The sequence below is a fragment of the Hyphomicrobium sp. genome (assembly GCF_041659645.1).
In the GTDB taxonomy this organism is placed as follows: Bacteria; Pseudomonadota; Alphaproteobacteria; order Rhizobiales; family Hyphomicrobiaceae; genus Hyphomicrobium_B.
In genome coordinates, this window is the sequence record NZ_JBAZXX010000001.1 from 372,388 (window position 1) to 397,447 (window position 25,060).

Consider the following 25,060-nt stretch of genomic DNA (forward strand, 5'->3'; position numbering starts at 1 on the left):
GATCCATGCCGCTCGTCGACGTCAAAGTTCCGAACATCGGTGATTTCGAAAACGTGCCGATCATCGAGATCCAGGTGAAAGCCGGGGACGAAGTGAATGCCGAAGATCCGCTGATCACACTCGAAAGCGATAAGGCGGCGATGGACGTGCCGTCGCCCGCCAAGGGCAGGATCGCGGAAATTCTCGTCGCGATCGGCGATAAGGTGAGTGAAGGCAGCGCTATCCTGCGACTCGATACCTCGGGCGGCGGCAAGTCGGAGCCAGTGCTCAACCGCAATGGTCGCACGATGTCCGAGACTCCGGAGAAGACATCGAAGGCGTCAGAAAAGTCGCGTTCAAGCGAGCCGCTGGATGACAGCGCGCTGCCGTCCGCAGAGTTCGGCTCGGTTTATGCGAGCCCATCGGTGCGACGGCTTGCGCGCGAGCTTGATGTCGATCTGACGAAGGTAAAGGGCACGGGCGACAAAGGCCGCATTACGAAGGAGGATGTGAAGGCGTTCATCGTGGGCAGCGGCCCTTCGAGTGGCGCGACGACGGGCATTCCGGAAATTCCGCCGCAGGATTTCGCGAAGTACGGGCCGATTGAAACGAAACCGATGTCGAGGCTGAAGCGGCTTGCGGGGCCGCATCTCCATCGGGCGTGGCTGAACATTCCGCACGTCACCAACTCGGACGATGCGGATATCACTGATCTTGAAGAGTACCGGAAAGAACTCGACGCGACGGCAAAGCCGAAGGGCTATCGCGTTACGCTCGTCGCGTTCCTGCTCAAGGCGTCGGTTTCGGCGCTGAAGGAATTTCCGGACGTCAACTCGTCGCTTGCACCGAGCAAGGATGCATTGATTTTGAAGCGTTACTACAACATCGGCGTGGCGGTCGATACGCCGGATGGGCTTGTCGTGCCCGTGATCAAAGATGTTGATCGCAAAGGCATTCTGGAACTCAGCCAGGAACTGACAACCGCGTCGGCGCGCATGCGCGATGGCAAAATTACTCCCGCCGACATTCAGGGCGCGACGTTTTCGATTTCGAGCCTCGGAGGTATCGGCGGCACGAGTTTTACGCCGATCGTCAATGCGCCGGAGGTTGCCATTCTTGGCGCCGTCAGGGCGCAGATGAAGCCGGTGTGGGATGGATCGACGTTCCAGCCTCGACTGATGCTGCCGCTCTGTCTGTCTTACGATCATCGCGTGGTCGACGGGGCGCTGGCGGCGCGCTTCCTGCGAAAGATCTGCGATGCGCTTGCCGATGTCCGGCAATTGGTTTTGTAGGCCGAGGACATGAGCAAGAAAGAGATCCGCATCCCCGACATCGGCGATTTCAAAGATGTGCCGATCATCGAAGTGCACGTGAAGGCGGGTGCAACGATCGCGCCGGAAGATGCGCTGATCACGCTTGAAAGCGATAAGGCGTCGTTCGACGTTCCCGCGCCAGAGGGCGGAAAAATTGTCGAACTTCTCGTCAAGGTCGGCGACAAGGTGAGCGAAGGCAGCGTGATTTTAACGCTCGAAGCCGGTGAAGGCTCGGCGGTTGAGAGCCCAGCTGAGTCCGACGACGGTTTGCCTACGAAGGAAAAGGATTTGCCTGTCGCGCCTGTTTCGGCGGCGGAATTTTCAGGCGACGCCGATCACGCGTGCGAGGTATTGGTGCTCGGTGCCGGGCCGGGCGGATATTCGGCGGCGTTTCGCGCGGCAGACCTCGGCGTGAAGACGATCCTCGTCGATCGTTGGCCGGCGCTCGGCGGCGTTTGCCTGAACGTCGGCTGCATACCGTCGAAAGCGCTTCTACACACGGCTTTCATCATCGATGCCGCTGCCGCGATGGGCAAACACGGCGTCACGTTCGCCACGCCGACGATCGATTTGAAAAAGCTCGCGGCTCACAAGGATGGCGTCGTCGGCAAGTTGACCGGCGGGTTGGCGTCGATTGCGAAGGCACGCAAGGTCGCGACGTTGCGAGGCACGGGCACGTTCGCGGACGCGCATCATTTGAAGGTGCGCTTTGACGACGGCCATGAAGAAACGGTTCGCTTCGAAAAGGCTATCATCGCGGCGGGATCGGAAGCGGTCGCGTTGCCCTTCATGCCGTCGGACCCGCGCATCGTCGATTCGACCGGAGCGCTGGAGCTTCGGCAAATTCCGGACAGGATGCTCGTGATCGGCGGCGGCATCATCGGTCTCGAAATGGCGACAGTGTATTCGACGCTCGGTGCGCGTCTCGACGTCGTCGAATTACTCGATGGATTGATGCCCGGCGCGGACCGCGATCTCGTTAATGTCTGGCAGAAGGTCAACGCGCGCCGCTTTGACAACGTGATGCTGAAGACGAAAGTCGTTGCAGCCGAGGCAAAAAAAGACGGAATCTATGTCACGTTCGAAGGCGAGAATGCACCGGCCGAGCCGCAGCGTTATGGCCTCGTCCTGGTGGCTGTCGGTCGCAAGCCTAACGGAAAAGTGATCGTGGCGGAGAACGCGGGCGTCGCGGTTTCGGCGCGGGGCTTCGTTCCGGTTGATAAGGCGATGCGGACGAACGTGCCGCACATCTACGCGATCGGCGATATCGCGGACGAACCGATGCTGGCGCACAAGGCTGTGCATCAGGGGCATGTGGCGGCCGAGAACGCTGCGGGTAAGAAAAGTTTCTTCGACGCGCAGCAGATCCCATCGGTCGCTTATACCGACCCCGAGATTGCGTGGGCGGGGCTCACCGAAACGGAGGCTAAGGCGCGGGGGATTGCCTACAAGAAGGCGGTGTTTCCGTGGGCGGCGTCGGGCCGGGCCATCGCCAACGGCCGTGACGAGGGGTTCACGAAGCTGCTGTTCGATGAAGAAACCGGGCGGATCATCGGCGGCGCCATCGTCGGGACGGAGGCAGGAAATCTGATTTCCGAGATTTGCCTGGCCGTCGAAATGGGGGCCGACGCGGTCGATATCGGCAAGACGATCCACCCGCATCCGACATTATCGGAGTCCGTCGGCATGGCCGCGGAGGTCGCGGAGGGGGTTTGTACCGATCTCATGCCGCCAAAACCGCCCCGAGGGCGCGGTTAGGGACTTTGCGGCCCTTGCGTTCCGGGGGGGGGTTGGATATATCCAACGCAATTCGACGTCGCCGTCGGGTTGGTCATGAGGAAGATCAGCCGGTTGGGGCCTGCAAAGCGGGTTCCGAATTTTGACCGGTAGGGCTGCGGCCCATCACGGCGACATCATACATCCAGACATCAGTGCCGTTAGCTCAGGCTCCGCGTTCGCGCGGGTCGGCCTATTGGCGCTTCAAACCTCAACCCCAACTCGTCCGGTCATCGAGCCGGGCACGCAGTCGTTAATATTGGAGAACGAATGTCCGCTGAAGTCGCTAGCAAAGAATTCAACCCCTCGCGTGAGGATTTCGCCGCCCTTCTCGCTGAGAGCCTTGCCAAGGACGACCTGTTCGAAGGTTCCGTCGTAAAGGGCAAGATCGTCGGCATCGAAAAAGACATGGCGATCATCGACGTCGGCCTCAAGATGGAAGGCCGCGTCGCGATGAAGGAGTTCGGCATCAACGGCAAGCCGAGCGAACTCAAGGTCGGCGATACGGTTGAGGTCTACCTGGAGCGCGTCGAGAATGCGCTCGGTGAAGCGGTTCTCTCGCGCGACAAGGCCCGCCGCGAAGAAAGCTGGACGCGCCTCGAACGTCTCTATGAAAAGGGTGAGAAGGTCACGGGCGTGATCTTCAACAAGGTCAAGGGCGGCTTCACGGTCGATCTCGACGGCGCCGTGGCGTTCCTTCCGGGTTCGCAGGTCGATATCCGCCCGGTTCGCGACATCGGACCGCTGATGCATCAGCAGCAGCCGTTCCAGATCCTGAAGATGGATCGTCGTCGCGGCAACATCGTGGTTTCCCGTCGTTCGGTTCTCGAAGAGAGCCGCGCCGAGCAGCGCACCGAGATCGTCGCGCGTCTCGCGGAAGGCCAGATCATCGACGGCCTCGTCAAGAACATCACCGACTACGGTGCGTTCATCGACCTCGGCGGCATCGACGGCCTGCTGCACGTCACGGATATGGCGTGGCGTCGCGTCAACCACCCGTCCGAGATTCTTAACGTCGGCGACACGGTGAAGGTGCAGATCATCCGCATCAACCCGGAAACGCAACGTATTTCGCTCGGCATGAAGCAGCTTCAGTCCGATCCGTGGTCGTCGATCGAATCCAAGTACCCGATCGGCGCGAAGGTGAAGGGCACGGTGACGAACATTGCCGATTACGGCGCGTTCGTTGAACTGGAGCCGGGCGTCGAAGGCCTGATCCACGTTTCGGAAATGAGCTGGACGAAGAAGAACACGCACCCGGGCAAGATCGTTTCGACGAGCCAGCAGGTCGAAGTTCAGGTTCTCGAAGTCGATCCGCAGAAGCGCCGTATCTCTCTCGGCCTGAAGCAGACGCAGGAAAATCCGTGGGATTCGTTCCTCGGCCAGCACCCGAAGGGTTCGATCGTCGAAGGCCCGATCCGCAACATCACGGAATTCGGTCTGTTCATCGGTCTCGACAACGGCATCGACGGCATGGTGCATCTGTCGGATCTCGACTGGCAGAAGGCCGGCGACGAGGTCATCAAGGACTACAAGAAGGGCGACAACGTCAAAGCCGTGGTGCTCGATGTCGACGGCTCTAAGGAGCGTATTTCGCTCGGCATCAAGCAGCTTGCCGGCGATCCGGCCGATGCGATGGCGAAGTACAAGAAGGGCGATGCCGTAACCGGCACCGTCACGTCGGTCAGCGAGGCCGGCATCGAGGTCAAGATCTCAGACAGCGAACTGGCGTCGTTCATCAAGCGCGCCGATCTCTCGCGTGACCGTTCTGAGCAGCGCCCGGAGCGTTTCAATGTCGGCGATAAGGTCGATGCGGCGGTTCTGTCCGTCGACAAGGCTGCACGCCGGATCGCGATGTCGATCAAGGCACTTGAGCTTGCGGAAGAGAAGCAACAGGTCGCCCAGTACGGTTCGTCCGATTCGGGCGCCTCGCTCGGCGACATCTTCAAGGCTGCCATCAAAAAGCGCGAGGGCGCCGAAGACGGCGAATAAGGCCGGAAACGGTTGTGACTGAAAGATTAATGAGCGCGCGGCAAACATTGCCGCGCGCTTAACTTTTCTACGAGACGCAACCGCGTGCCCCGTTGCCCACAGGCCAATCCTTGCCTACGGTCGCGGCCAGAACGCGCCCCTGCTGGTAACCCCCCGGTTTTCCCAGCTGTGTGCCGAGGGAGAGGCTCCATAATGCTTGAAACGGAAACAGTTCTCGATCGCCGCCGGCTTCGCCGTTCGGTCTCGATCTGGCGCGGCGCTGGACTTGCCGCTGTCGCAGTCGCGATCGGCGTCCTGACGTTCGGCAGCAGCAAATTCGCCTCTCTGGCCGGGGAGAAGCAAATTGCCCGCGTCACGATCGAGGGCACGATCACGGAAGACCGTGAACAGCTCAAGATGCTGAAGGACATTGCCGACGACAACACCGTTGCGGGCGTCGTTCTCTTTGTGAACAGCCCTGGCGGCACGACGACGGGCGGCGAAGCTCTGTATGAAGGCATCCGCGCCCTTGCCAAGAAGAAGCCGGTGGTTGCGGAATTCGGCACAGTTGCGGCGTCTGCGGCTTACATCGCCGGGCTAGCGACCGACCACATCGTGGCGCGCGGGAATTCGATCACAGGCTCAGTCGGTGTCATCGTGCAGTGGCCGGAATTCGTGCAGCTGCTCGATAAGATCGGTGTCAAGGTCAACGAAGTGAAAAGCGGCCCGCTCAAGGCGTCGCCGTCGCCATTCGAGCCCCTCGACGATGCCAGTAAGAAAGTCGCTGAGGATATGGTTGCGGACGGCTTTAAATGGTTCGTCGGCCTGGTGGAAACGCGTCGCGGCGTCAAGGCGGCCGACATTCCGGGCCTGCTCGACGGTAAAATCTTCTCCGGCCGCGAGGCGTTGCAGGCGAAGTTGGTCGATCAACTCGGCGGCGAAGACGAGGCCGTCAAATGGTTGAAGGATACCAAAGGTGTCCCCGAGGACGCTAAAATCACCGACTGGAAGCCTGGAAATACAGGGAGTTACGGCTTTGCGGGCATGTCGGCCGGCATTGCCGGATGGCTGTTCGGGCAATCGGCGGCAGATGCAGCGAATTTTTTGCTTCGTGATCGGACGATTTCAACGCTCGGGCTTGACGGTCTCCTCTCAGTTTGGCACCCTTCTGAAAAATAACGAGAAATGGTCGCCGAGCTGGGGAGCGAAACGTGATCAAATCGGAGCTGGTGCAAAAAATTGCGACTGCCAATCCGCATCTTTACCACCGAGATGTCGAGCGCATCGTGAATGTCATTTTTGACGAGATCGTCGATGCTTTGTCGCGCGGTGATCGCGTCGAGCTTCGCGGTTTCGGCGCATTTACGGTGAAACATCGGGCGTCGCGGCAAGGAAGAAATCCGCGCACGGGATCGACGGTCGCGGTGGCCGAGAAGTTCGTGCCGTTCTTCAAGACCGGCAAGGAACTTCGCGACAAGTTGAATAAACTCAACGGCAGTACGCACTGAGCGACGCCGCCGCTTATCGAAAGTTAAAGAAAGGCTGATCATGTTCAGGCGTGTTCTATCGCTGCTTATCGGCTTTCCGCTCGGCATCATCCTGGTGGCGATTGCGGTTTCCAATCGTCAGCCGGTAGACCTGATCCTCGATCCGTTCCGACCTGAGACGCCGGCTCTGTCGATCGAATTGCCGTTTTACATCTACCTGATGGCGGCGCTTGTCGTCGGCGTGATCCTCGGCGGTGTCGCGACGTGGATGGGACAGGGTCGCTGGCGACAGACCGCGCGTTCGCAAGGCCGCCGCGCCGCGCGATGGCAGGCGGAAGCTGATCGATTGGCCCGCGAGCGGGAAATTTCGTCAGCCGCTTCAAGCCAGACCGTAGCGATCTCCGGCCGTTGACCACACGAGACGTTCAATGACATTCGATGCGCTTACGCTTTTCGGCCTCGTCGCCGTTAGCCTCATGCTTTTGTTCTATACGTTCGAGGACAGCAGCTCGTGGTGCATCCTCGGGTTTTCGGTCGCGTGCGCGATGGGCTCCGTTTATGGATTTCTTCAGGGTGCGTGGCCGTTCGGGTTGGTCGAAGGTGTGTGGACCTTCATCGCCTTGAAGCGCTGGCAAAAGCGCCGCCTCACTGGTAATCCCGCAGCGTAATTTATGAAATTCTATGAGCCCAATCGCGAAAATTTGCGGAATAACGACGCCTGAAGCGTTGGATGCGGCCATTGCGGGCGGCGCCGACTACATCGGACTTGTCTTTTTCGCGAAGAGTCCGCGCCATCTTGAAATCGCTCGCGCCAAGGCGCTCGCCGGGCTCGCGCGCGGCAGGGTGAAGATTGTGGCGCTGACGGTCGATGCCAGCGATGAGACGCTGCAAGAGATTGTCGACGAAGTAGCGCCCGATGCGCTCCAACTTCACGGTGGCGAGACGCCTGAAAGAGTCGCCGAGATCAAGCGGAAGTTCGGGCGTGCAGTGATCAAGGCCATTCCGGTCGCGACAGCGGAAGACGCGTCGAAGGCACGCGATTACGTCGGCGTGGCGGACGTCATTCTGTTCGACGCCAAAGCGTCATCTGGTGCCGATCTGCCAGGCGGCAACGGGCGAACATTCGACTGGTCGGTTTTGGAAGGCGTTTCGGATTCCATCCCGTTCATGCTGTCCGGTGGTTTGGACCCCGACAACGTCGCCGAGGCAATCGCGCAGATGCATCCTGCTGCGGTCGATGTTTCATCCGGCGTCGAGATGGCTCCTGGCGTAAAAGACCCGGAGCGGATCCGTCGCTTTCTTCACGTGGCAAAGACCGCTAAGCAGACTTAGACCTGCCCCAGCCGGTTTCGCGGCAAGGGGCTAGAACGAGGCCGACATGGCGATCAAAATGGCGACCATATCGAAAAAGGCGGCGGAAGCCGCTCTCAATAGTTACGCGACAGGCCCTGACGATAAGGGCTTTTTCGGCATCTTTGGCGGCCGCTTTGTCGCTGAAACGCTGATGCCACTGATCCTCGACCTTGAGCGGGCCTACGATGTCGCGAAGGCTGATCCGGAATTTCGGCGCGAGCTCGATCATCTCAATCTGCATTATGCGGGCCGGCCGAGCCCGCTCTATCACGCCGAGCGGATGACGGCTGAACTCGGCGGCGCCAAGATCTATTTCAAGCGCGAAGAGCTGAACCACACCGGCTCGCATAAAATCAACAATTGCCTCGGCCAGATTCTGCTGGCGCGCCGCATGGGCAAGACGCGCATCATCGCCGAAACGGGTGCGGGTCAGCATGGCGTTGCGGTCGCGACGGTCTGCGCGAAATACGGCATGACCTGCGAAATCTACATGGGCGCCACCGACGTCGAGCGGCAAGCGCCGAACGTCGCGCGCATGACGCTGCTCGGCGCTAAGCTCAATCCGGTGACGTCCGGTGCGGGCACGCTCAAAGACGCGATGAACGAAGCGTTGCGCGACTGGGTGACGAACGTGCGCGATACCTATTACCTGATCGGAACGGCGGCGGGGCCGCATCCGTATCCGGCGATGGTCCGCGATTTCCAATCGATCATCGGCACCGAGCTGCGCAGTCAGATGATGGAAGCGGAAGGACGTCTGCCCGATACGCTCGTTGCCTGCATCGGTGGCGGTTCGAATGCCATCGGCATTTTCCATCCGTTTCTCGACGACAAGGATGTGTCGATCTACGGCGTTGAGGCTGGCGGTCATGGTGTCGATGTCGCTAACGGTCATGCTGCATCGATGACCGGCGGATCGCCCGGCGTTCTGCACGGCAATCGCACTTATCTGCTGCAGGACAGCGACGGGCAGATCCTCGAAGGACATTCGATCTCGGCGGGCCTCGACTATCCGGGCGTCGGGCCTGAGCATTCCTGGCTCAAGGATATCGGGCGCGTCACCTACGTCCCAGCGACCGACAAGGAAGCGCTCGATGCCCTACTACTCTGCACCAGGCTCGAGGGCATCATTCCGGCGTTGGAGTCTAGTCACGCATTGGCATACGTCGTGAAGCTCGCGCCGACCCTGCCAAAGGACAATCTGCTTGTCGTCAATATTTCGGGGCGCGGCGATAAGGATCTCGACACAGTCGCGAAGCATCTGGGACTGAAGATCTGACGATGACCACCCACAGCACACGCATCGATGCGCGCTTCGCGGCGCTGAAGAAAAAGAAGCGTCCGGCGCTCATCACGTTCGTGACGGCGGGCGATCCGGATTTCGGTACGAGCAGGGCGATCCTCGACGATCTCGTCGAGGCGGGTGCCGACATCATCGAACTCGGTATGCCGTTTTCCGATCCGATGGCCGACGGACCGGCCATTCAGGCCTCGTCACAGCGAGCGCTCAAGTCCGGTCAGAACATGATCAAGACGCTGGAGATCGTCCGGGATTTCCGCGCCAGCGATACGGCGACGCCAATCGTGCTGATGGGCTACTACAATCCGATTTACGTCTACGGCAACGAGCGGTTCATCGCGGATGCCAAGGCGGCGGGTGTCGATGGGCTGATCGTCGTCGACGTACCGCCCGAAGCCGACGACGAACTGTGCCTGCCCGCCCTCAAGGCCGGGCTCAACTTCATCCGGCTCGCCACCCCGACGACGGACGAGGAGCGGTTACCGACGGTCCTGCAGAACACGTCGGGCTTTGTTTACTATGTCTCGATCACCGGCATAACCGGCGCTGCCGCCCCTATAGTGAACGATGTTCATAATCAGGTGAAGAGGATCAAAGCCGAGACTCCCCTGCCGGTCGTCGTCGGGTTCGGCGTCCGCAGCGGCGAGCAGGCGCGGGCAATCGTCAAGGGAGCGGATGGCGTCGTCGTCGGCTCGGCCATCGTCTCGACAATAGAAAAGTCTTTGGGATCAAAGGGCGAGCCAACGGACAGCACTCGGAAAGGCGTTTCGGAACTGGTGCGTGAATTAAGCTCGGCACTAAGCGCCGACTAGCGTTTTTCGCGGATAAGCTCTATTGGATAGCGTCTTCTGCACCCCCATTTCCGGGCAGCGTCCTAGCGCCGGTCCGCGGTAAAGCGCTAAGAAACGGGCGGAGTGCGAAAGGGGTGCCATTGTGCCCGCACGTTGACGCGGTATGCACACCTTGCAGCGGCTTACGAGGAGCCAACAGGACGTGAATTGGATCAATAACGTCGTCCGCCCTAAGATCAGCGGGCTCTTGTCGACGGCGAAGCGCGAGGTTCCGGACAATCTCTGGGTCAAGTGTCCGGAGTCCGGCCAGATGGTCTTTTATAAAGACCTTGAGGCGAACCAGTTCGTGGTGCCTGGCTCGAACTATCATATGCGCATGAGTTCGCAGCAGCGGATGGAGCATCTGTTCGACGACGGTCAATACCGCACGGTTGCCGTTCCGTCCGTCCAGCAAGACCCCCTCAAGTTCCGTGACGGCCGCAAGTATGCCGACCGCCTGAAAGACGCGAAGGCCGCGACCAAGCTCGAGGACGCGATTTTGGTCGGCGAAGGTCAACTCGACGGCCTACCGGTCGTCGCGGCCGCGCAGGATTTCAGGTTCATGGCCGGTTCGCTCGGTATGGCGGCTGGCGAAGCGATCATCACCGGTATGCTGCGTGCGGTCGAGCTCAAGACGCCTTTCATTCTGTTCGCAGCTTCGGGCGGCGCGCGGATGCAGGAAGGCATCCTGTCGCTCATGCAGATGCCGCGCACTACGATTGCGGTGCAGCGGCTTCGGGACGCGCATCTGCCGTACATCGTCGTCCTCACCGATCCGACGACCGGCGGTGTCACGGCGTCTTACGCCATGCTTGGTGACATCCACATCGCTGAGCCCGGCGCGCTTATCTGTTTTGCCGGGCCGCGCGTCATTCAACAAACAATCCGTGAGCAGTTGCCCGATGGGTTCCAGCGTGCGGAATATCTACTCTCGCACGGCATGATCGATATGGTCGTTCATCGGCATCAGCTTCGCGAGACACTGTCGCGGGTGTGCCGGTTGCTCATGAGCGGCGTGCAGGCGACGACGTCGAAAGACGCGCGCAAGATGAACGGCAAGCCTTACGTCAACGGCTCGCAGGTCGACAGCAGCGTTGTCGAGACGGCAGCGCGTCAGACAGGCGGCGTGATCGAACCCGAGGTCGTGCCGAATAGCCAGCGTTTCGATCCCGGCAAGGGCGACAAGCCGAAGCGCGACGACGCAAGTTCATCGGGAACTTCGAAAGACGCGCCGCGGAGCGCTTAAGCTTTTTCAAAACACTTGCGGGGCCCACGGATATGTCCTCGTCAACGACACGGCGAACCAGCGACTCGCTCCTCGCCGACATGATGCTCTTGCACCCGAAGCTGATCGATCTTTCGCTCGGCCGGGTCGAACGTCTGCTTGCGAAACTCGGGCATCCGGAAAAGAAGCTCCCGCCCGTCGTTCATATCGCGGGGACGAACGGCAAAGGCTCCGTCACGGCTTACCTTCGCGCTTTCACCGAAGCGGCCGGGAAACGCGCGCACGTTTATACCTCGCCGCACCTCGTTCGCTTTCACGAGCGGATCGCGCTTGCCGGCGACGATGGGATAGCGCGCGCAATCGACGAGGATTTTCTGGTCGATATCCTGATGCGCGTTCATGCCGTGAACGACGGCGACGACATCACTCAATTCGAGATTACGACGGCAGCGGCATTCTTGGCGTTTTCGGAGCGACCGGCGGATGTCCTGCTGCTCGAGGTCGGGCTTGGCGGCAGACTCGACGCGACGAACGTCATTCCGAATCCGGCGCTGACCGTCATCACACCGATCTCGATGGATCACGCCGAAAAACTCGGACCGACGCTCGCCAAGATCGCTTTCGAGAAAGCCGGTATTTTCAAGCGGGGCGTTCCCGGTATCGTCTCGCAACAGACGGATGACGTGCTGACGGTGCTTGAGACGCGTGCTCGCGTGATTGGAGCGCCGTTGACCGTTTGGGGCCGCGATTACGATGCATACGAGCAGGCCGGACGTCTCATCGTCCAGCAAAACGACCGTCTTCTCGATCTGCCGCTGCCGGCGCTGATCGGGAGGCATCAGATCATCAATGCCGGAACCGCCGTCGTGGCGTCGCTGACGCTGGGCGAAAAGGTTTCGGCTCTTGCTGTCGACGAGCAGGCGATCGAGACGGGTCTTCGCACGGTTGAATGGCCAGCGCGGATGCAGCGTCTGACGTCGGGTCCGCTTCCCGACATCCTCGGAGAAGAAGCGGAGCTTTGGCTCGACGGCGGTCATAATCCGGCAGCGGGAGATATGCTCGCCGACACGCTCGCGACGCTCGACGAGAAATCACCGAAGCCCGTTTATCTCATCGTCGGGATGATGGGGCAGAAAGATGCGCTGGGCTTCCTGGCGCCGTTCCGCGGGCTTGTCCGCGCCATCTACACGGTTCCGATCCCCGGTGCGCACGAAGCTCCCCATAGTGAGGAAGATCTCGCGGAGGTCGCGCGGGGGGCTGGGATGCAAGCGCTTGATCGCAAAAATGTGATTGATGCACTGCACACAATCGCCGGGCTTTCCGCCGGACCGAAGCGGGTTCTCATCTGCGGCTCGCTTTATTTGGCCGGCCATGTCCTTTCACTTCAAGAAGGCCTCGAATAGGATTGGTGCAGGCGGTCTATGCCGCTTTGCGCAAAGTCAAAGCGAGCGGTCCGAGTTCGGTGATTTTGAGTTCGGAAGGCCATAAAATGCGCTAGGTTGGCGGGGCTATATCGGTCTGCAATTCGCTCGCTGCATTCCGGCCGTTGCCTATCAGCACGAATGGAGGCCTGGGACTCGAAGGACCCGCGATATACAGAACACCATCAAGAAAAAACTAGACCGCCAATCAGGCGTCATTTCGGAGGAGATGAAACATGCAGCACGTAGCTATGGATAAGCTAAAAGGCCGGCAGATCATCAAGTCGCGCTACGACAATTTTATCGGTGGCAAGTGGGTCGCGCCTGTGCGCGGCCAGTATTTCCAAAACGTGACGCCGATCACGGGCCAACAGGTTTGCGAGGTCGCGCGTTCGACGGCCGAGGATATCGAACTCGCGCTCGACGCCGCGCATAAAGCGAAAGACGCTTGGGGCAATTCATCGCCCGCAGCTCGTGCCCGCGTCATGGCGAAAATCGCCACCCGGATGGAAGAGAATCTCGACATCCTGGCTCTTGTCGAAACCATCGACAACGGTAAGCCGATCCGCGAGACGACGCATGCCGACGTGCCTCTCGCCATCGATCACTGGCGCTACTTCGCCGGCTGTCTCCGCGCGCAGGAAGGTTCTATCGCCGAGATCGATCACGATACCGTCGCCTATCACTTCCACGAGCCGCTCGGTGTTGTCGGGCAGATCATTCCGTGGAACTTCCCGCTGCTCATGGCGGTGTGGAAACTTGCCCCCGCGATCGCTGCTGGCAACTGCGTGGTTCTGAAGCCTGCCGAGCAGACGCCGATGTCGATCATGGTTCTGATGGAGCTGATCGCCGATATTCTTCCCGAAGGCGTCATCAACGTCGTCAACGGTTTCGGCGTCGAAGCAGGGAAGCCGCTGGCGCAGAACAAGCGTATCGCCAAGATTGCGTTCACGGGCGAGACGACGACGGGCCGCCTGATCATGCAGTACGCATCGGAAAACATCATTCCGTGCACACTGGAACTTGGCGGCAAGTCGCCGAACATCTTCTTCGCCGACGTTATGAATGCGGACGACGAATACTTCGACAAGTGCCTCGAAGGTTTCACGATGTTCGCGCTGAACCAGGGCGAAGTCTGCACCTGCCCCAGCCGCGCGCTCATCCAGCGTTCGATCTATGAGAAGTTCATGGAGCGGGCACTCGAACGTGTCGTCAAGATCAAGCAAGGGCATCCGATGGACGCCTCGACCATGATCGGCGCGCAGGCATCGAACGATCAGCTAGAGAAGATCCTGAGCTACATCGAAATCGGCAAGGGTGAGGGCGCGCGCGTTCTGACCGGCGGTCGTCGCGCGAGCCTCGGTGGCGAGCTTGCCAGTGGTTATTACGTCGAGCCGACCGTGCTCGAAGGCCACAACAAGATGCGCGTGTTCCAGGAGGAAATCTTCGGGCCGGTTGTTTCCGTCACGACCTTCGAAGATGACGCCGAAGCGCTCGCGATTGCCAATGACACACTTTACGGACTCGGTTCGGGCGTCTGGACCCGTGACGGCACGCGCGCGTATCGCATGGGCCGCGCCATCAAGGCGGGCCGAGTGTGGACGAACTGCTATCATGCATATCCGGCGCACGCTGCGTTCGGTGGCTACAAGCAGTCGGGCATCGGCCGCGAGACGCACAAGATGATGCTCGATCACTATCAGCAGACGAAGAACATGCTCGTCAGCTATAGCCCCAAGGCGCTTGGCTTCTTCTGATGCGCGGTTAGCGTTTGAGATCGGGCACGCGCCGCTCATCCGGTGCGTGCCCTTTTCTTCTTCACCGCCAGGAGATTTTCAGATGACCCATCGCGTCACGGCAATGCCCGACACGCTTACTCTCATCAAGAAGCTCGAAGGCATTCACGGCCCGTTGCTCTTTCATCAATCCGGCGGATGCTGCGATGGCAGCGCGCCGATGTGTTATCCGCGCGGCGAATTCAAGGTCGGCGCGCAGGACATTTACATGGGCGAGATCGGCGGTCAGCCGTTCTACATGGGCCGCTCGCAATTCGAATACTGGCAGCATACGCATCTGATCATCGACGTCGTACCGGGGCGCGGATCGGGCTTTTCCGTGGAAAGTCCGGAAGGCGTTCGCTTTCTGACCCGCTCGCGCATCTATACGGATGCCGAGAACGATGAGCTCGATGCGCTCGGCCCGCCGCCGACGGGCGTCGAACATCCGCCACTCTGAGTAACGCCGCTCGCCTCAGCCAAATCGGAGGAAACAAGCCGATGACTGCTTCAAGGACACTGCGCGATATTACCGGTATGGGATACACGCCAGCGAGCATCGGGACCTCGGCGCTGGTCTTGATCGATTGCCAGAATACGTATCGCGAAGGTGTGATGCAGCTGGACGGGGTCGAGCCCGCGCTCATTGAATGCCGGAGCCTTTTGCAGCGCTATCGCGATGCTGGGCGGCCGGTCATTCACATTCAGCACGATGCGGGCGCCGGAACGCCCTACGATGTTCACGACCGGATTGGCGCTATCGCGGATGTGGTGGCGCCACGAGCGGGCGAACCTATCGTCGTGAAGAATTACCCCAGCTCGTTCGAGAAAACGAACCTCAATGATCTGCTCAAAAGCTATGGCGTCGAGGACGTCGCGCTTGCCGGATTCATGACCCACGTATGCGTAAATTCGACAGCTCGCGCCGCGTTCAACAACGGCTATCGCGTGACGGTCGTCGGCAATGCCACGGCGACGCGATCGCTTCCCAATCCGTCGGGCGGCGACATTTCAGCCAAAGACTTGCATGAGGCGAGCTTGGCGGCGCTGAACGATATTTTCGCGGTGGTGGTGCCTGCGACGGATAGCATCTCGGACTGACCGCATCCGGCTGTTCACACAAACAAAAAGCCCCACATGACGCGGGGCTTTTCTCATTCCAAATCCGAAGCTGCGGCTTAGACGGCAGCCGCCACGCTCGAATTGATCCAGTCTTCGAGCTTCTTCTTCTGAACGATCGCGCCGGTGTGCTGGGCGGCGACCTTGCCGCCCTTGAAGATCAGCAGTGTCGGCATGGCACGAATGCCGTAATGGCCGGTCACCTGCGGGTTTGCGTCGACGTCGACTTTAACGACCTTGACCTTGCCGGTCATTTCCTTGGCAACCTGGTCCAGAGCCGGTGCCATGGCCTTGCAGGGGCCGCACCACTCGGCATGGAAGTCAACGAGGACGGGCTCGCTGGATTTCAGAACCTCGGCTTCGAAGCTGGCATCTGTCACTGCGTTAGACATTTGATTATTCTCCATTTCCGGGCCGGTTTGTATCGGCCGTACCCGTCTGCCGCGGTTGCGCGCAATAAGAAAAACCGATCCCACAAGTAGGGATTGGCTCAGACAGCGTCAAGGCTCCCCAAGTTCAGATCCCAAAGGCGGGTAGTGTAGCCATCAAGGACGTCCGGGGGAATTTCCATGAGTCGCGGGCCATCCGTCCAGAGCAGGGCGGCTCGGACGACCTTATCGGGGTAGATTTCACGCAGGGCGAGGCGGTAGGCCGCGAGTTGATAAAGATAGGCGTCTGCAACTTGGCCGATTTCCGCTGGCGGCGGCCTGTTCGTCTTGTAGTCGACGACCAGGACCTCGTGATCGGTGATCGCAATGCGGTCGATCTGGCCCGAGAGATCGAGCGCCGGTCCCTTGCCTGACGGCCTTGGAATGACGGCGGCGAGCGGGGCTTCCGCGACGCTCTCGGGTCCGAAGATCGCGGCGAACGCCGGATCACGCAAGACAGCGAGGGTTTCTTTGACGACGCTGGCGCGAACCTTTGCCGGCAGCAAGGCACCGCGCCGCTCGACGAAGGCCATTGCGATTTCCGCGCGACGGCTGTCCTCGATCGAGGGCAAATGCTGCAAAAGCGCGTGCGTGATCGTGCCCCGCAGAAACCGGTTCGCGCCGCCGACCGCGAGGGGAGATGGGCTGTCGTTTGTCGTCGCCGCGTCGCGCTTCGGGGGAGCAGCCGGCTCGCCTTCGACATCGGGCGCGTAAGGTTCGAGACGCGACGGCGCAAGAGGCACCGAGAGTTTGGGTTCCGCTGGCGCGCGCGCGTTGGCGAACTCCGGCCGTGAAATAGCTTCGCGCTCGGCATCTCTCTCACGCTTCGGTTTCTCGGGGCCGGAAACCTGAGGCGTCTGCGTCCGCCAAATCTTTCGGCCATCTTCGAGCACGATCTCCGTCATGCCGGGAACAAGCGCATCCGACACGACCTCATACCAGCAACCCGGAGCGGGGCCGCGCTTGCTTTCGAAGCCCGCGACGTAGAGACGATCGCGCGCGCGCGTCATTGCAACGTAGAGAAGGCGATTGCGCTCCTCGGCATCGCGCGTCTCCTTTGCCGCGCGGGCGGCGGCGACGGCGGGCACGCCAGATGTGCCCTTGACGACCCAGACGATCGGCTCCGAAAGTCCATCCGGACGAGTAACGTCGCCAAGCTTCACAAGTCGCGAGGTCGCGTCTTCACCCGACGATGTCGTGCAGGTGTCGGGTAAAAATACGATCGGCGCTTCGAGGCCTTTGGCGCCGTGAATGGTCATGACGCGAACCTCGTCGCGGCCGTGGTCCATATCGCGCTTCACCTCAGGGTTCGCGGCGCGCAGTTTGGCGAGAAATTGCGTCAGCGAAGGCGGATCGCGTTCGTCGTAGGACAATGCGAGGCCGAGAAATTCGTCGATAACGTCGGCGGCTTCCGGTCCGAGCCGGTTGAGCATTTTCGCGCGCATGCCATCACGTTCGAGCAGACCGGAGAAGAATTCAAAGGGCGGCGTGAAGTCGGCTTTGGCGCGCCAGCGTCGTAGCGTTTCAGCCGCGAATGCGAATTCAGGTTTGTCAGCCGCCTTCTCGATAAGCGCTTTCCAGAGCGTCTTTTGTCCACGGCCATGCGCAATGGCGAGAAGGTCGTGATCATCAAGGCCGAAGAGCGGACCTTTCAACACGGTCGCGAGCGCTAGATCGTCTTCGGGCAGGGTCAGGAAGTCGCCGAGCACCATGAGATCCTGCACGGCGATCTGCTCGATGAGCTTGATCCGGTCGGAGCCGGCAACGGCAATGTTGCGGCGCTTCAAGGCCGCGACCATCGGCACCGCAAACGGATTGCGCTTGCGCACCAGGATGAGGATATCGCCGGGAGTGATCGGGCGATCTTCCGAGAGCAGCCGTTCGCCGCTATCAATCCAGGATTTGATCGTCTCCGCCATACGCTCGGCGAGGCGATTGGCGGGGGACTGCTCTTTCGTGTCCGATAGCGGCTGCCAAGGATCGGCGTCGACGGCATCTTCGGGCTTTTCCGTATCCCAGATTTCGACGAGGCCCGCGTGTCCGATGCGGTTCGCGACATGCGAGATGCTGCCGCTGTCGGCGGTCAATCCTGGCGTCCGAACGGAATCAAGGAAGACGCGATCGACGGCGGAGAGGACAGGGGCAACGGTGCGGAACGAAAGCGTGAGAGGAACGCGCTTCCACGTGCGTTGGGCGTTTTGCGCGAGGTCGGAGAAGCGCTGGCCCATTTCGGCGAACTTCTCGGGAGCGGCGCCCTGGAACGAGTAAATCGACTGCTTCTCGTCTCCGACAGCAAATACGGTCCGCGTCGCGGCGCCCGCGCCCATATCGGAGAAGAACTCACGCGCCAGCGCGGAAATGATGTCCCATTGCTCGGGGCTCGTGTCCTGCGCTTCATCGACGAGGATATGATCAAGACCGCCGTCGAGCTTGAAGAGCACCCACTGCGCCTGACCGTTCTCGCTGGTCAGGAGGTCGCGGGTTTTTAAAATGAGATCGTCGAAATCCAGGGCGCCCGCTGAATTCCGCGCCGCTGCGTAGCACCTCAGTACGTGCCCGGCGAGCTGATAGAGGGCGAGAGAGGCTTCGACGAGGGTTAGTGCACGCAATTCCTGCGAGAGCTTGAAGAAGTTTTGTTGCGCTCGCTGGCAGCGGTCGTGAAGTCCGGGCTTTTCCTGGATGAGCGCTTTGGTCATCAGGCTTTTGCGGACGTCTTCTCCCTTATCGATGAGAAAGTAATCGCCGAGGATATCGGCCTTGCGGCGATGATCGAGATCGGCAAGTGCGGCAGAGAGTTTCGCGGCGTGGCCGACGTCCGTTTTGCCTCCTGTCGCTAGCAACTCTCTCAGTTCGCGGATGTCGTCGCTCGAAAGGACGTTCGCGCATTCGCAGTGAATGTCGGCGACGGCACCGGTCGCGCGCGCACTCAATTGCTGGCGCAGGAATGCGTCCATCGCGGTCAGTTCGTCGAGGAATTCTCGCGGCTCGGTGTGCGCCGCCGCCTCAAGCCATTTGCGCTCTTCCACGGCTTTCGAGATGAGCTGATCGAATTGGGAATCCGCAGCATAGCGGATGATCACTTGGAGGGCCTTACCGAGCGGGGCGTTCGGGGCGCTGGTCGCCTGAGTCAGCGTCGCTTCGATCGCATCGGCCTTCAGGTCGCGCGCGGCGATATCGTCGAGGATCTTGAAATCGGGCGGCACCCCGGCTTCGAGAGGGTAGCGCTGCAACAGGCGTTCGGCAAAGGCGTGGATCGTCTGGACCTTAAGGCCGCCTGGCGTTTCGATGGCGTGGGCAAAGAGCGTGCGGGCGCGGGCGATCAGATCGTCCGAGACGCGTTCGCCGGTGACTTTGGTTAGATCGGCGCGCAGCGTGTCCTGCGCCATTGTTACCCAACCCGCCAAGCGGTCGAAGACGCGCTTCGACATTTCGGCGGCGGCGGCTTTCGTGAAGGTGAGGCAGAGGATGCGCTCGGGGCGTGTACCGGCGAGCAGCAAACGCAACACGCGCAAAGTGAGAACGTGGGTTTTTCCGGTTCCGGCGTTGGCGTTGACCCAGGCGGAATTTTGCGGATGCGAGGCCGCACTTTGGTTGTTGTTGGTCTCGCGCTGAATGTCTTCGACCGAAATTTTTTTTACTTCGAGGTTCATCACTAGGCCTCGTCTTCGACGTGGGCGGACCATTCGGCGACGCGCGCGAGATGGGCGTAGGCGTCGTAATCGTAATTATATCTTGGTCGGCGAATGGCGCGGTAGGGCGTCTCGGGATTGTCGAACGTCGCGATCAACTGTTCGAGGCCTGCGCGCGCGCTGGCGGCCAATGCCGCGACGTCGTCGGATTTGACCGTTCGTTCTTCGCCCGGAGGTTCGCTCCCCGAGGCGCGGATGTAGCGTAAGGCTTCGACGGAACGGCCAACGAGGTGCGGGAAGCCCGTTTCGCTGAGGGCGATGGCGGCTTCGAGTGGAAGCTGCGGTGAGCGCCCGGATTTTACCGCAGTGTCGCTCGGGGCGGCGCCGGTCTTGTAATCCGTGATGACGATCGACGCGCCTTTGTCGTCGATGCGATCGGCGCGTGCCGTCAGAGTGAAGGGCTTTCCGGCCACGTCCAGGACGAGGCGGCCGGAGGTTTCGGCGATGATGGAGTCGACGCCGTGACGCCGCGCCGCTTCCGTCATTGCGAACCAGTCGAGGAAGCGTTTCAGGCGCGGCAACCAGAAGGCTGCGATACGCGGGTGCCCGGTGAATCTTTCGAGCACGGCGGTCGCGATGCGTTCGAGTTCGGCACGAGGGTTCGGCGGCAACGCGTTGGGATATTCCTTTGCGAAATCCGAAAGCACTTGGTGGACCAATCCGCCGCGAAGGCTCGCGTCCGGTGCGGCGCCGAGCTCAGGAAGCGGATCGACCTTCAAGATGTGGCGCGCGAAGATCGTATAGGGATTGGTCGTCCAGCGTTCGATCTCCGTTACGCTCAACTTTCGCGGACGCATGTCGACAGGCGGCCGGGGCTCCGGGGGCTGAATGACGAGGCGATTTGCGGGATCGATCCAGTCGCGGGCGCGGGCCCAAGCGAGCCACGGCTTTTCCGCTTCGAGCACGGGCAGCAAGTCCATGCCCTTGAGGAGGGCGGTGATGCGCATCAGCCAACGCGACGGCACTGTCGGTACGCCGTCGACTTTTTCAGCGCGGGTGAGATAGACAGTCTCGGCGCCGAGCAGCGATACGAAGTCATGGGCGGCGCGGCCGGTTTCCTCTTCGGGCGATGGCAAACCAAGCTCGACGCGCATCGGCCGGTTCAGCCAGGCGCCCGGCTCAGCGGCTTCCGGCCATGTGCCTTCGTTCAGCGAGCCGACGATCAGAACGTCGGGCTGTTGCAGGCGTGCTTCGAATGGCCCCCAGATTGAAATGCGCGGGTGGACGTGCGTGCGTTGGCGGACGTTTTCGCGGGCGAGAAGCGTGGCGTAAAGATCGGCGTAATCGGCGGCGCGGATTTCGATGCCGGGTGTTTCGGGTTTCAGCAGTTCGGTGAAGAAGCGCGTCGCGGTTTCTCCGGCTTCGCCCTGCCATAGGGGGTTCTGCAGGTTCGAAGCCTCGCCTTCTTCTTCCGGAAGCGTTGCGAGAGCTTCAGCGGCGGCGGCATGGGCGCGTGCCAAGTCGGCGAGCGTGTGCTTATCGTCGGCGGCGTAAAATTCGATCAGGGGTTTGAACACCTCCGCCATCTTGTCGACGACGACGCGGGCGCCATCGATGTCTTCTTGCCAAAGCCGTTCGGCAGCTGTGTGCTTGCGCCGGTCTTCGTCGAGGTCGGCGTGGTCGAGAGCGGCGATGACGCCTTCGATGCCGCGACCGAGGTACGGTCTGCGGAAAGCGCCGATTTCCAAAGCGCGCGAATAACGGCGGATGTCGAATGTCTTGAAGCCGATCCGGCAGAGCGGATGACGAAGGAGCGCCATCGTTTCGGCGGGAGCGAAGTCGCTGACGACGGCATTGATGACGAGCGCGAGGAAAGCTCCCGGAACGGTCTTCGCGAAGGGGCGACCGGCGCTATCGTCGACGAGGATGCCCCAGGCTTCGAGGCGGATGGCGACGCGGCGCGCTAGCAGCCGGTCCGGCGAGACGAGAGCGGCTTTCCGCCCCGGCGTTTCGATGGCTTCGCGAAGAATGAGGGCGACAGTTTCGGCTTCATCCTGTGCCGACGGTGCTTCGATCAGAGCGACGCCGGATAGGGCTTTGGCGAGGCCGCCTTTGTCGGCGCGCGCCGTGAAGTCATGCCAGCGATCAGTTGTTGCGGACGGACGCATCGCTTCGCTGAAGAAGGCCGAGCGGGTGCGGCGCGTGGCGTCGATCTCCACTCCCGGCAATTCCTGCACATCGCTTCTGGCGACGCTGAGTTCGTCGAGCAGCGTCTTCAAGCCGAACTGCGGATGTTCGGGATGGCCGGGCGTAATCCTGTTCCAGCTCTCATCGTCCAGAGTCGTGTCGAGCGCGGGCAAGACAACGGCGCCGGAGACGTGCGTTGCGACGGCGCGCATCAGCGATACGGTTGCCGGAATGGAGCCCGTGACGCCCGCAACGATAACGACATCCTCGGGCTTCAGCTTCGAGATCCGTTCGGCTTCGGCAAGGATAGAGGCGTTGCGCCGCGCTTCCGGAGACGCGAGATCGTTGGCTGCGAGAAAGTTGGGCCAGAACTCAGTGACGATCTTGAGGAAATCGACGGTCTTCTTCCAATGCTCGGAATAGGTTTCCGGCACGAGCGACTGAATGCCGGACAGCGAGACGTTCTCGCGCTCGATGTCGTCCATCAGCTTGGCAAGTTCGGTGGCGAGCTGGGCGGCTTGCGCGGGCGTCGAGCCAAGCGCCGTCTTGGTCGAGGTCGTCGAAGCTTCGGCCATCGTCTGCCGCCAGCGGGCGACGAGCTGCATCAAGACGAGCATTCGGTCGAGTGGATTGATCGCGGGCGTTTGCTCCAGCGCGTCGATGCCGGAGGGGCCGAATTCGAGGAGGTTCGAGATCAACGAGACGTCGCCGTCGCCCTCGGAGATTGGCTGGATGCGCGGCATGATCAGCGCGCGTGTTTTAGCAACCGATAGAAAAGCATCGCGTGCGGCGCGCGCGGCGCGGCGCGTCGGGAGAAGAAGCGTGATTTTCGGCAGCGATAGAGTATCGGGCTTCTGGCCGCCGGGCTTCGGAAGATCTCCATTCAAAATCGCACGGGCAAGCGCTTCGAGAAACGGCACGCCGAGCGGCAGAGTGAAGATGTGCGGCGCCATCAATCGGAACTCGTCGTCAGTGGTTGCTTGAGAGCAGATTCTGCTTCGGCGAGCGCTTGGGGCGTGCCGACGTGCATCCAAATGCCCTCGAGGCGGAGGCCGTAGAGGCGTTCTTTGTCGATGGCTTTGTTCCAAAGCTTGTTCAACGAAAACGGACCTTCAGGGGCGCCATCGAACAGACGCGCGTGCGCGATGGAAACGCCGGCGAATACGAACGGCGCCATCTTTGACCCCGACTGTCTCGTTAGACGCCCCATCGGGTCCATCTGAAAGTCGCCGAGGCCCTCGTAGCCAATGCTGGCCGCGAGGGGGGCGACGAGCATCAGGCTGTCCATCGTCTTCTCGTCCCAGGCGTCGAGCAGACGGTCGAGGTTGGAACCCAAGCCTTCGATCCAGACCGAGTCCGAATTATGGATGACGAACGGTCCATTCCCAAGCTTGGGAAGTGCATGGAGAACGCCGCCGCCCGTATCGAGAAGCTGCTTGCGCTCATCGGAGATGACGATCTTCGGCGCTTGGCGATGGGCGAGGTGCTTTTCCAGTTCGTCAGCGAGGTAATGTACGTTGACCACGGCGCGCTTGATGCCCGCAGCCTTTAGGCGGTCGAACACATGATCGATAAGAGGTTTGCCGCCGAGCCGGACGAGAGGCTTAGGGATTACGCTCGTCAGTGGGCGCATGCGTTCGCCTTTGCCGGCAGCCAGGACGAATGCGCTCGTTGGGCGCTTGGCGGACGTCATGTCAGATGCGTCTCCGGAATTCGGGTTAGATATTCAGAGCTTCTGCGCGCAGGCTCCGAGGCAGGTTCTCGTCATACCATGCCCTGAGGGGCGCGAGATCCCGATGCTGCAGATCCCGTTCGAGATACCCCCAGATCCGTGGCAGGTGGGCCAGATATTGCTTTTTTCCGTCCCGCATCGCGAGACGGGCGAAGATACCCAGGATTTTTGTATTTCGTTGGGCGCCGAGGGCGGCATAACTGAAGGCAAATTCGGCTTCATCGAACGAGGGATCGCGGCTGGCCGTGGCCGCGACATACTGGGCCAGCAACAGCTTTTCCAAGTCTTCCGGCACGTCGAGGCGGGCATCCTGGAGGAGCGACACGAGATCGTAGGCGGCCGGCCCGATCATCGCGTCCTGGAAATCGATGATGCCGACATCGCGCGGGCTCTTACGGTCATCGAGCGCGATGAGGTTGGGAGAATGGAAATCGCGCAGCAGCCACGTCTTCCGTTGGGCGAGCACGCGATCGAAAATCGCTTTCCAAAGCGTATTGAATTCATTGCGTGCCGATTGGGGCGCAGGGCTTCCGCGTAGGGCGGGCCAATACCAATCGAGCAGCAGTTCGGTCTCGATTTCGAGAACGCCATGGTCGGCGACCGGCAATTCGAAGACGGAGCCGTCCGAAAGCGGAATGCGTTCGAGCGGTGGCGCGCTTTGGACGGCGACGAGCGCATCGACGCCGCGTTTCCAAAGAGAGGCTTGGTCACGGCCTTTCTTGACTTCGGCACCGAATACTTCGTCGCCGAAATCTTCGATCAGCAGCAGGCCCTCGGCCAAGTCCTCCGCCAGAATGTGGGGTACGGAAAGTCCCGCGGTTTCGAGCGTGCGACCGATGGCGACGAAAGCCTTCACGCTCTCCGCGAGATGGGCGATGGCGCTGTAGGATTTGCCGTCGCGGATCGGCGGGCCGTCCGGCGTTCGCGGCGAATCCATCAGGATGGCGCGGGAACCATCGGCCTTGACGAGGCGGGCATAGCGGCGCGGGGAGGCGTCGCCTTGAAGATAGCTGAATGCCGTCGACGCGTTGCTCCAGCCGGCTTTTTCCAGAAACAAGCGGATGGCCGCGAAGCGATTGAGGCGTGCCGCCGAAGCGACCGCTACGACGATGCTGACGTTTCGCCGGTCAAAGGATGCCGCTTCGTCGAAGCGTACCGTTAGCCGGTCAGCCGGGACGCGGCCATCGCCACGCGATGGCCATTCGACGATGGCGATGCCGCGAGCAAGGGCGGCGTCGAGCCCCAGTTCGTCGATCTCGGCCGGGTCGGACAGGCGGTAGAGATCGAGATGAGCAATCTCGAAGCGGGGGCTTTCGTAGGCTTGCACGAGCGTGAAGGTCGGACTTGGAATTTCAAGCTCCGGATCGCCCGCGATAGCGCGGATGAGGGCGCGGGCAAACGTCGACTTGCCGGCGCCGAGATCGCCTTCGAGGGCGAGGGTGTCGCCGGGCTGGACGAGGAACGCGATTTCCTGCGCCAGCCGCGAGACGTCGCCTTCCGTCAGGTCAGGGAATAAAACTGCCGAATGTGTCATT

The 25,060-nt window shown here is 61.1% G+C and carries 20 protein-coding genes; 15 read left to right on the forward strand and 5 right to left on the reverse strand.

What is annotated here, in order from left to right:
* Window positions 1-5 precede the first annotated feature (5 nt).
* The 15 genes from WC811_RS01680 (at window position 6) to WC811_RS01750 (ending at window position 15,531) form a co-directional block, all read left to right on the forward strand.
* Window positions 6-1,271 carry a 2-oxo acid dehydrogenase subunit E2 gene (locus tag WC811_RS01680; protein WP_372640232.1) on the forward strand — a complete coding sequence of 422 codons (1,266 nt, stop codon included), beginning with the start codon at window positions 6-8 and terminating at the stop codon, window positions 1,269-1,271.
* A 9-nt stretch (window positions 1,272-1,280) separates the two neighbouring features.
* Window positions 1,281-3,050 carry a dihydrolipoyl dehydrogenase gene (gene lpdA / locus WC811_RS01685; RefSeq protein ID WP_372640234.1) on the forward strand — a complete coding sequence of 590 codons (1,770 nt, stop codon included), beginning with the start codon at window positions 1,281-1,283 and terminating at the stop codon, window positions 3,048-3,050.
* 288 nt (window positions 3,051-3,338) lie between these two features.
* Window positions 3,339-5,060, forward strand: coding sequence for a 30S ribosomal protein S1 (gene rpsA, locus WC811_RS01690; RefSeq protein ID WP_372640236.1), 1,722 nt, complete (start codon window positions 3,339-3,341; stop codon window positions 5,058-5,060).
* Between the two features lie 192 nt (window positions 5,061-5,252).
* Window positions 5,253-6,218 (forward strand): signal peptide peptidase SppA, encoded by a 966-nt coding sequence (gene sppA / locus WC811_RS01695; protein WP_372640239.1) that lies wholly within the window; start codon window positions 5,253-5,255, stop codon window positions 6,216-6,218.
* A 32-nt stretch (window positions 6,219-6,250) separates the two neighbouring features.
* Entirely contained in the window at window positions 6,251-6,547 is a 297-nt protein-coding gene (gene ihfB, locus WC811_RS01700; RefSeq protein WP_372640241.1) for an integration host factor subunit beta, read from the forward strand.
* Window positions 6,548-6,587: 40 nt separating this feature from the next.
* Window positions 6,588-6,938: a LapA family protein gene (locus tag WC811_RS01705; RefSeq protein WP_372640243.1), complete on the forward strand. Its 351-nt coding sequence runs from the start codon at window positions 6,588-6,590 to the stop codon at window positions 6,936-6,938.
* Between the two features lie 16 nt (window positions 6,939-6,954).
* A complete protein-coding gene (locus WC811_RS01710; protein ID WP_372640245.1) occupies window positions 6,955-7,194 on the forward strand; it encodes a hypothetical protein in 240 nt (79 codons plus the stop codon).
* A gap of 13 nt (window positions 7,195-7,207) precedes the next feature.
* The gene (locus tag WC811_RS01715) at window positions 7,208-7,858 is read left to right on the forward strand and encodes a phosphoribosylanthranilate isomerase (RefSeq protein ID WP_372640247.1); all 651 of its coding nucleotides are present in this window, start codon (window positions 7,208-7,210) and stop codon (window positions 7,856-7,858) included.
* A gap of 58 nt (window positions 7,859-7,916) precedes the next feature.
* Window positions 7,917-9,158: a tryptophan synthase subunit beta gene (gene trpB / locus WC811_RS01720; RefSeq protein WP_372641726.1), complete on the forward strand. Its 1,242-nt coding sequence runs from the start codon at window positions 7,917-7,919 to the stop codon at window positions 9,156-9,158.
* A 2-nt stretch (window positions 9,159-9,160) separates the two neighbouring features.
* Entirely contained in the window at window positions 9,161-9,991 is an 831-nt protein-coding gene (gene trpA, locus WC811_RS01725; RefSeq protein WP_372640249.1) for a tryptophan synthase subunit alpha, read from the forward strand.
* Window positions 9,992-10,172: 181 nt separating this feature from the next.
* The gene (gene accD / locus WC811_RS01730) at window positions 10,173-11,255 is read left to right on the forward strand and encodes an acetyl-CoA carboxylase, carboxyltransferase subunit beta (RefSeq protein ID WP_372640251.1); all 1,083 of its coding nucleotides are present in this window, start codon (window positions 10,173-10,175) and stop codon (window positions 11,253-11,255) included.
* A gap of 32 nt (window positions 11,256-11,287) precedes the next feature.
* Window positions 11,288-12,637, forward strand: coding sequence for a folylpolyglutamate synthase/dihydrofolate synthase family protein (locus WC811_RS01735; RefSeq protein ID WP_372640253.1), 1,350 nt, complete (start codon window positions 11,288-11,290; stop codon window positions 12,635-12,637).
* A gap of 254 nt (window positions 12,638-12,891) precedes the next feature.
* Window positions 12,892-14,412: an aldehyde dehydrogenase gene (gene adh / locus WC811_RS01740; protein WP_372640255.1), complete on the forward strand. Its 1,521-nt coding sequence runs from the start codon at window positions 12,892-12,894 to the stop codon at window positions 14,410-14,412.
* An 82-nt stretch (window positions 14,413-14,494) separates the two neighbouring features.
* Window positions 14,495-14,890: a DUF779 domain-containing protein gene (locus WC811_RS01745; RefSeq protein ID WP_372640258.1), complete on the forward strand. Its 396-nt coding sequence runs from the start codon at window positions 14,495-14,497 to the stop codon at window positions 14,888-14,890.
* A gap of 41 nt (window positions 14,891-14,931) precedes the next feature.
* Window positions 14,932-15,531: a cysteine hydrolase family protein gene (locus WC811_RS01750; protein WP_372640260.1), complete on the forward strand. Its 600-nt coding sequence runs from the start codon at window positions 14,932-14,934 to the stop codon at window positions 15,529-15,531.
* Window positions 15,532-15,608: 77 nt separating this feature from the next.
* On the opposite strand, the gene trxA is transcribed toward WC811_RS01750, so the two are convergent.
* From trxA to tsaE, 5 genes are all read right to left on the reverse strand, one after another.
* Window positions 15,609-15,941 carry a thioredoxin gene (trxA, locus tag WC811_RS01755; RefSeq protein WP_372640262.1) on the reverse strand — a complete coding sequence of 111 codons (333 nt, stop codon included), beginning with the start codon at window positions 15,939-15,941 and terminating at the stop codon, window positions 15,609-15,611.
* A 98-nt stretch (window positions 15,942-16,039) separates the two neighbouring features.
* On the reverse strand, window positions 16,040-19,627 hold the full coding sequence (gene addA, locus WC811_RS01760) for a double-strand break repair helicase AddA (RefSeq protein ID WP_372640264.1): 3,588 nt from the start codon (window positions 19,625-19,627) through the stop codon (window positions 16,040-16,042).
* A 2-nt stretch (window positions 19,628-19,629) separates the two neighbouring features.
* On the reverse strand, window positions 19,630-22,746 hold the full coding sequence (addB, locus tag WC811_RS01765) for a double-strand break repair protein AddB (RefSeq protein ID WP_372640266.1): 3,117 nt from the start codon (window positions 22,744-22,746) through the stop codon (window positions 19,630-19,632).
* Window positions 22,746-23,486: a nucleotidyltransferase family protein gene (locus WC811_RS01770; RefSeq protein ID WP_372640268.1), complete on the reverse strand. Its 741-nt coding sequence runs from the start codon at window positions 23,484-23,486 to the stop codon at window positions 22,746-22,748. The genes addB and WC811_RS01770 overlap by 1 nt, the downstream gene beginning before the upstream one ends.
* 25 nt (window positions 23,487-23,511) lie before the next feature.
* Window positions 23,512-25,059 (reverse strand): tRNA (adenosine(37)-N6)-threonylcarbamoyltransferase complex ATPase subunit type 1 TsaE, encoded by a 1,548-nt coding sequence (gene tsaE, locus WC811_RS01775; RefSeq protein ID WP_372640270.1) that lies wholly within the window; start codon window positions 25,057-25,059, stop codon window positions 23,512-23,514.
* Window position 25,060: the final 1 nt, after the last annotated feature.

Coding starts and splice junctions, on each gene's coding strand:
- addA (WP_372640264.1), bottom strand. CDS start 19,627: ATGAACCTCGAAGTAAAAAAAATTTCGGTCGAAGACATTCAGCGCGAG.
- tsaE (WP_372640270.1), bottom strand. CDS start 25,059: ATGACACATTCGGCAGTTTTATTCCCTGACCTGACGGAAGGCGACGTC.
- sppA (WP_372640239.1), top strand. CDS start 5,253: ATGCTTGAAACGGAAACAGTTCTCGATCGCCGCCGGCTTCGCCGTTCG.
- addB (WP_372640266.1), bottom strand. CDS start 22,746: ATGGCGCCGCACATCTTCACTCTGCCGCTCGGCGTGCCGTTTCTCGAA.
- trpB (WP_372641726.1), top strand. CDS start 7,917: ATGGCGACCATATCGAAAAAGGCGGCGGAAGCCGCTCTCAATAGTTAC.
- WC811_RS01680 (WP_372640232.1), top strand. CDS start 6: ATGCCGCTCGTCGACGTCAAAGTTCCGAACATCGGTGATTTCGAAAAC.
- WC811_RS01715 (WP_372640247.1), top strand. CDS start 7,208: ATGAGCCCAATCGCGAAAATTTGCGGAATAACGACGCCTGAAGCGTTG.
- lpdA (WP_372640234.1), top strand. CDS start 1,281: ATGAGCAAGAAAGAGATCCGCATCCCCGACATCGGCGATTTCAAAGAT.
- WC811_RS01750 (WP_372640260.1), top strand. CDS start 14,932: ATGACTGCTTCAAGGACACTGCGCGATATTACCGGTATGGGATACACG.
- adh (WP_372640255.1), top strand. CDS start 12,892: ATGCAGCACGTAGCTATGGATAAGCTAAAAGGCCGGCAGATCATCAAG.
- WC811_RS01745 (WP_372640258.1), top strand. CDS start 14,495: ATGACCCATCGCGTCACGGCAATGCCCGACACGCTTACTCTCATCAAG.
- WC811_RS01710 (WP_372640245.1), top strand. CDS start 6,955: ATGACATTCGATGCGCTTACGCTTTTCGGCCTCGTCGCCGTTAGCCTC.
- trxA (WP_372640262.1), bottom strand. CDS start 15,941: ATGTCTAACGCAGTGACAGATGCCAGCTTCGAAGCCGAGGTTCTGAAA.
- rpsA (WP_372640236.1), top strand. CDS start 3,339: ATGTCCGCTGAAGTCGCTAGCAAAGAATTCAACCCCTCGCGTGAGGAT.
- WC811_RS01735 (WP_372640253.1), top strand. CDS start 11,288: ATGTCCTCGTCAACGACACGGCGAACCAGCGACTCGCTCCTCGCCGAC.
- WC811_RS01705 (WP_372640243.1), top strand. CDS start 6,588: ATGTTCAGGCGTGTTCTATCGCTGCTTATCGGCTTTCCGCTCGGCATC.
- WC811_RS01770 (WP_372640268.1), bottom strand. CDS start 23,486: ATGACGTCCGCCAAGCGCCCAACGAGCGCATTCGTCCTGGCTGCCGGC.
- trpA (WP_372640249.1), top strand. CDS start 9,161: ATGACCACCCACAGCACACGCATCGATGCGCGCTTCGCGGCGCTGAAG.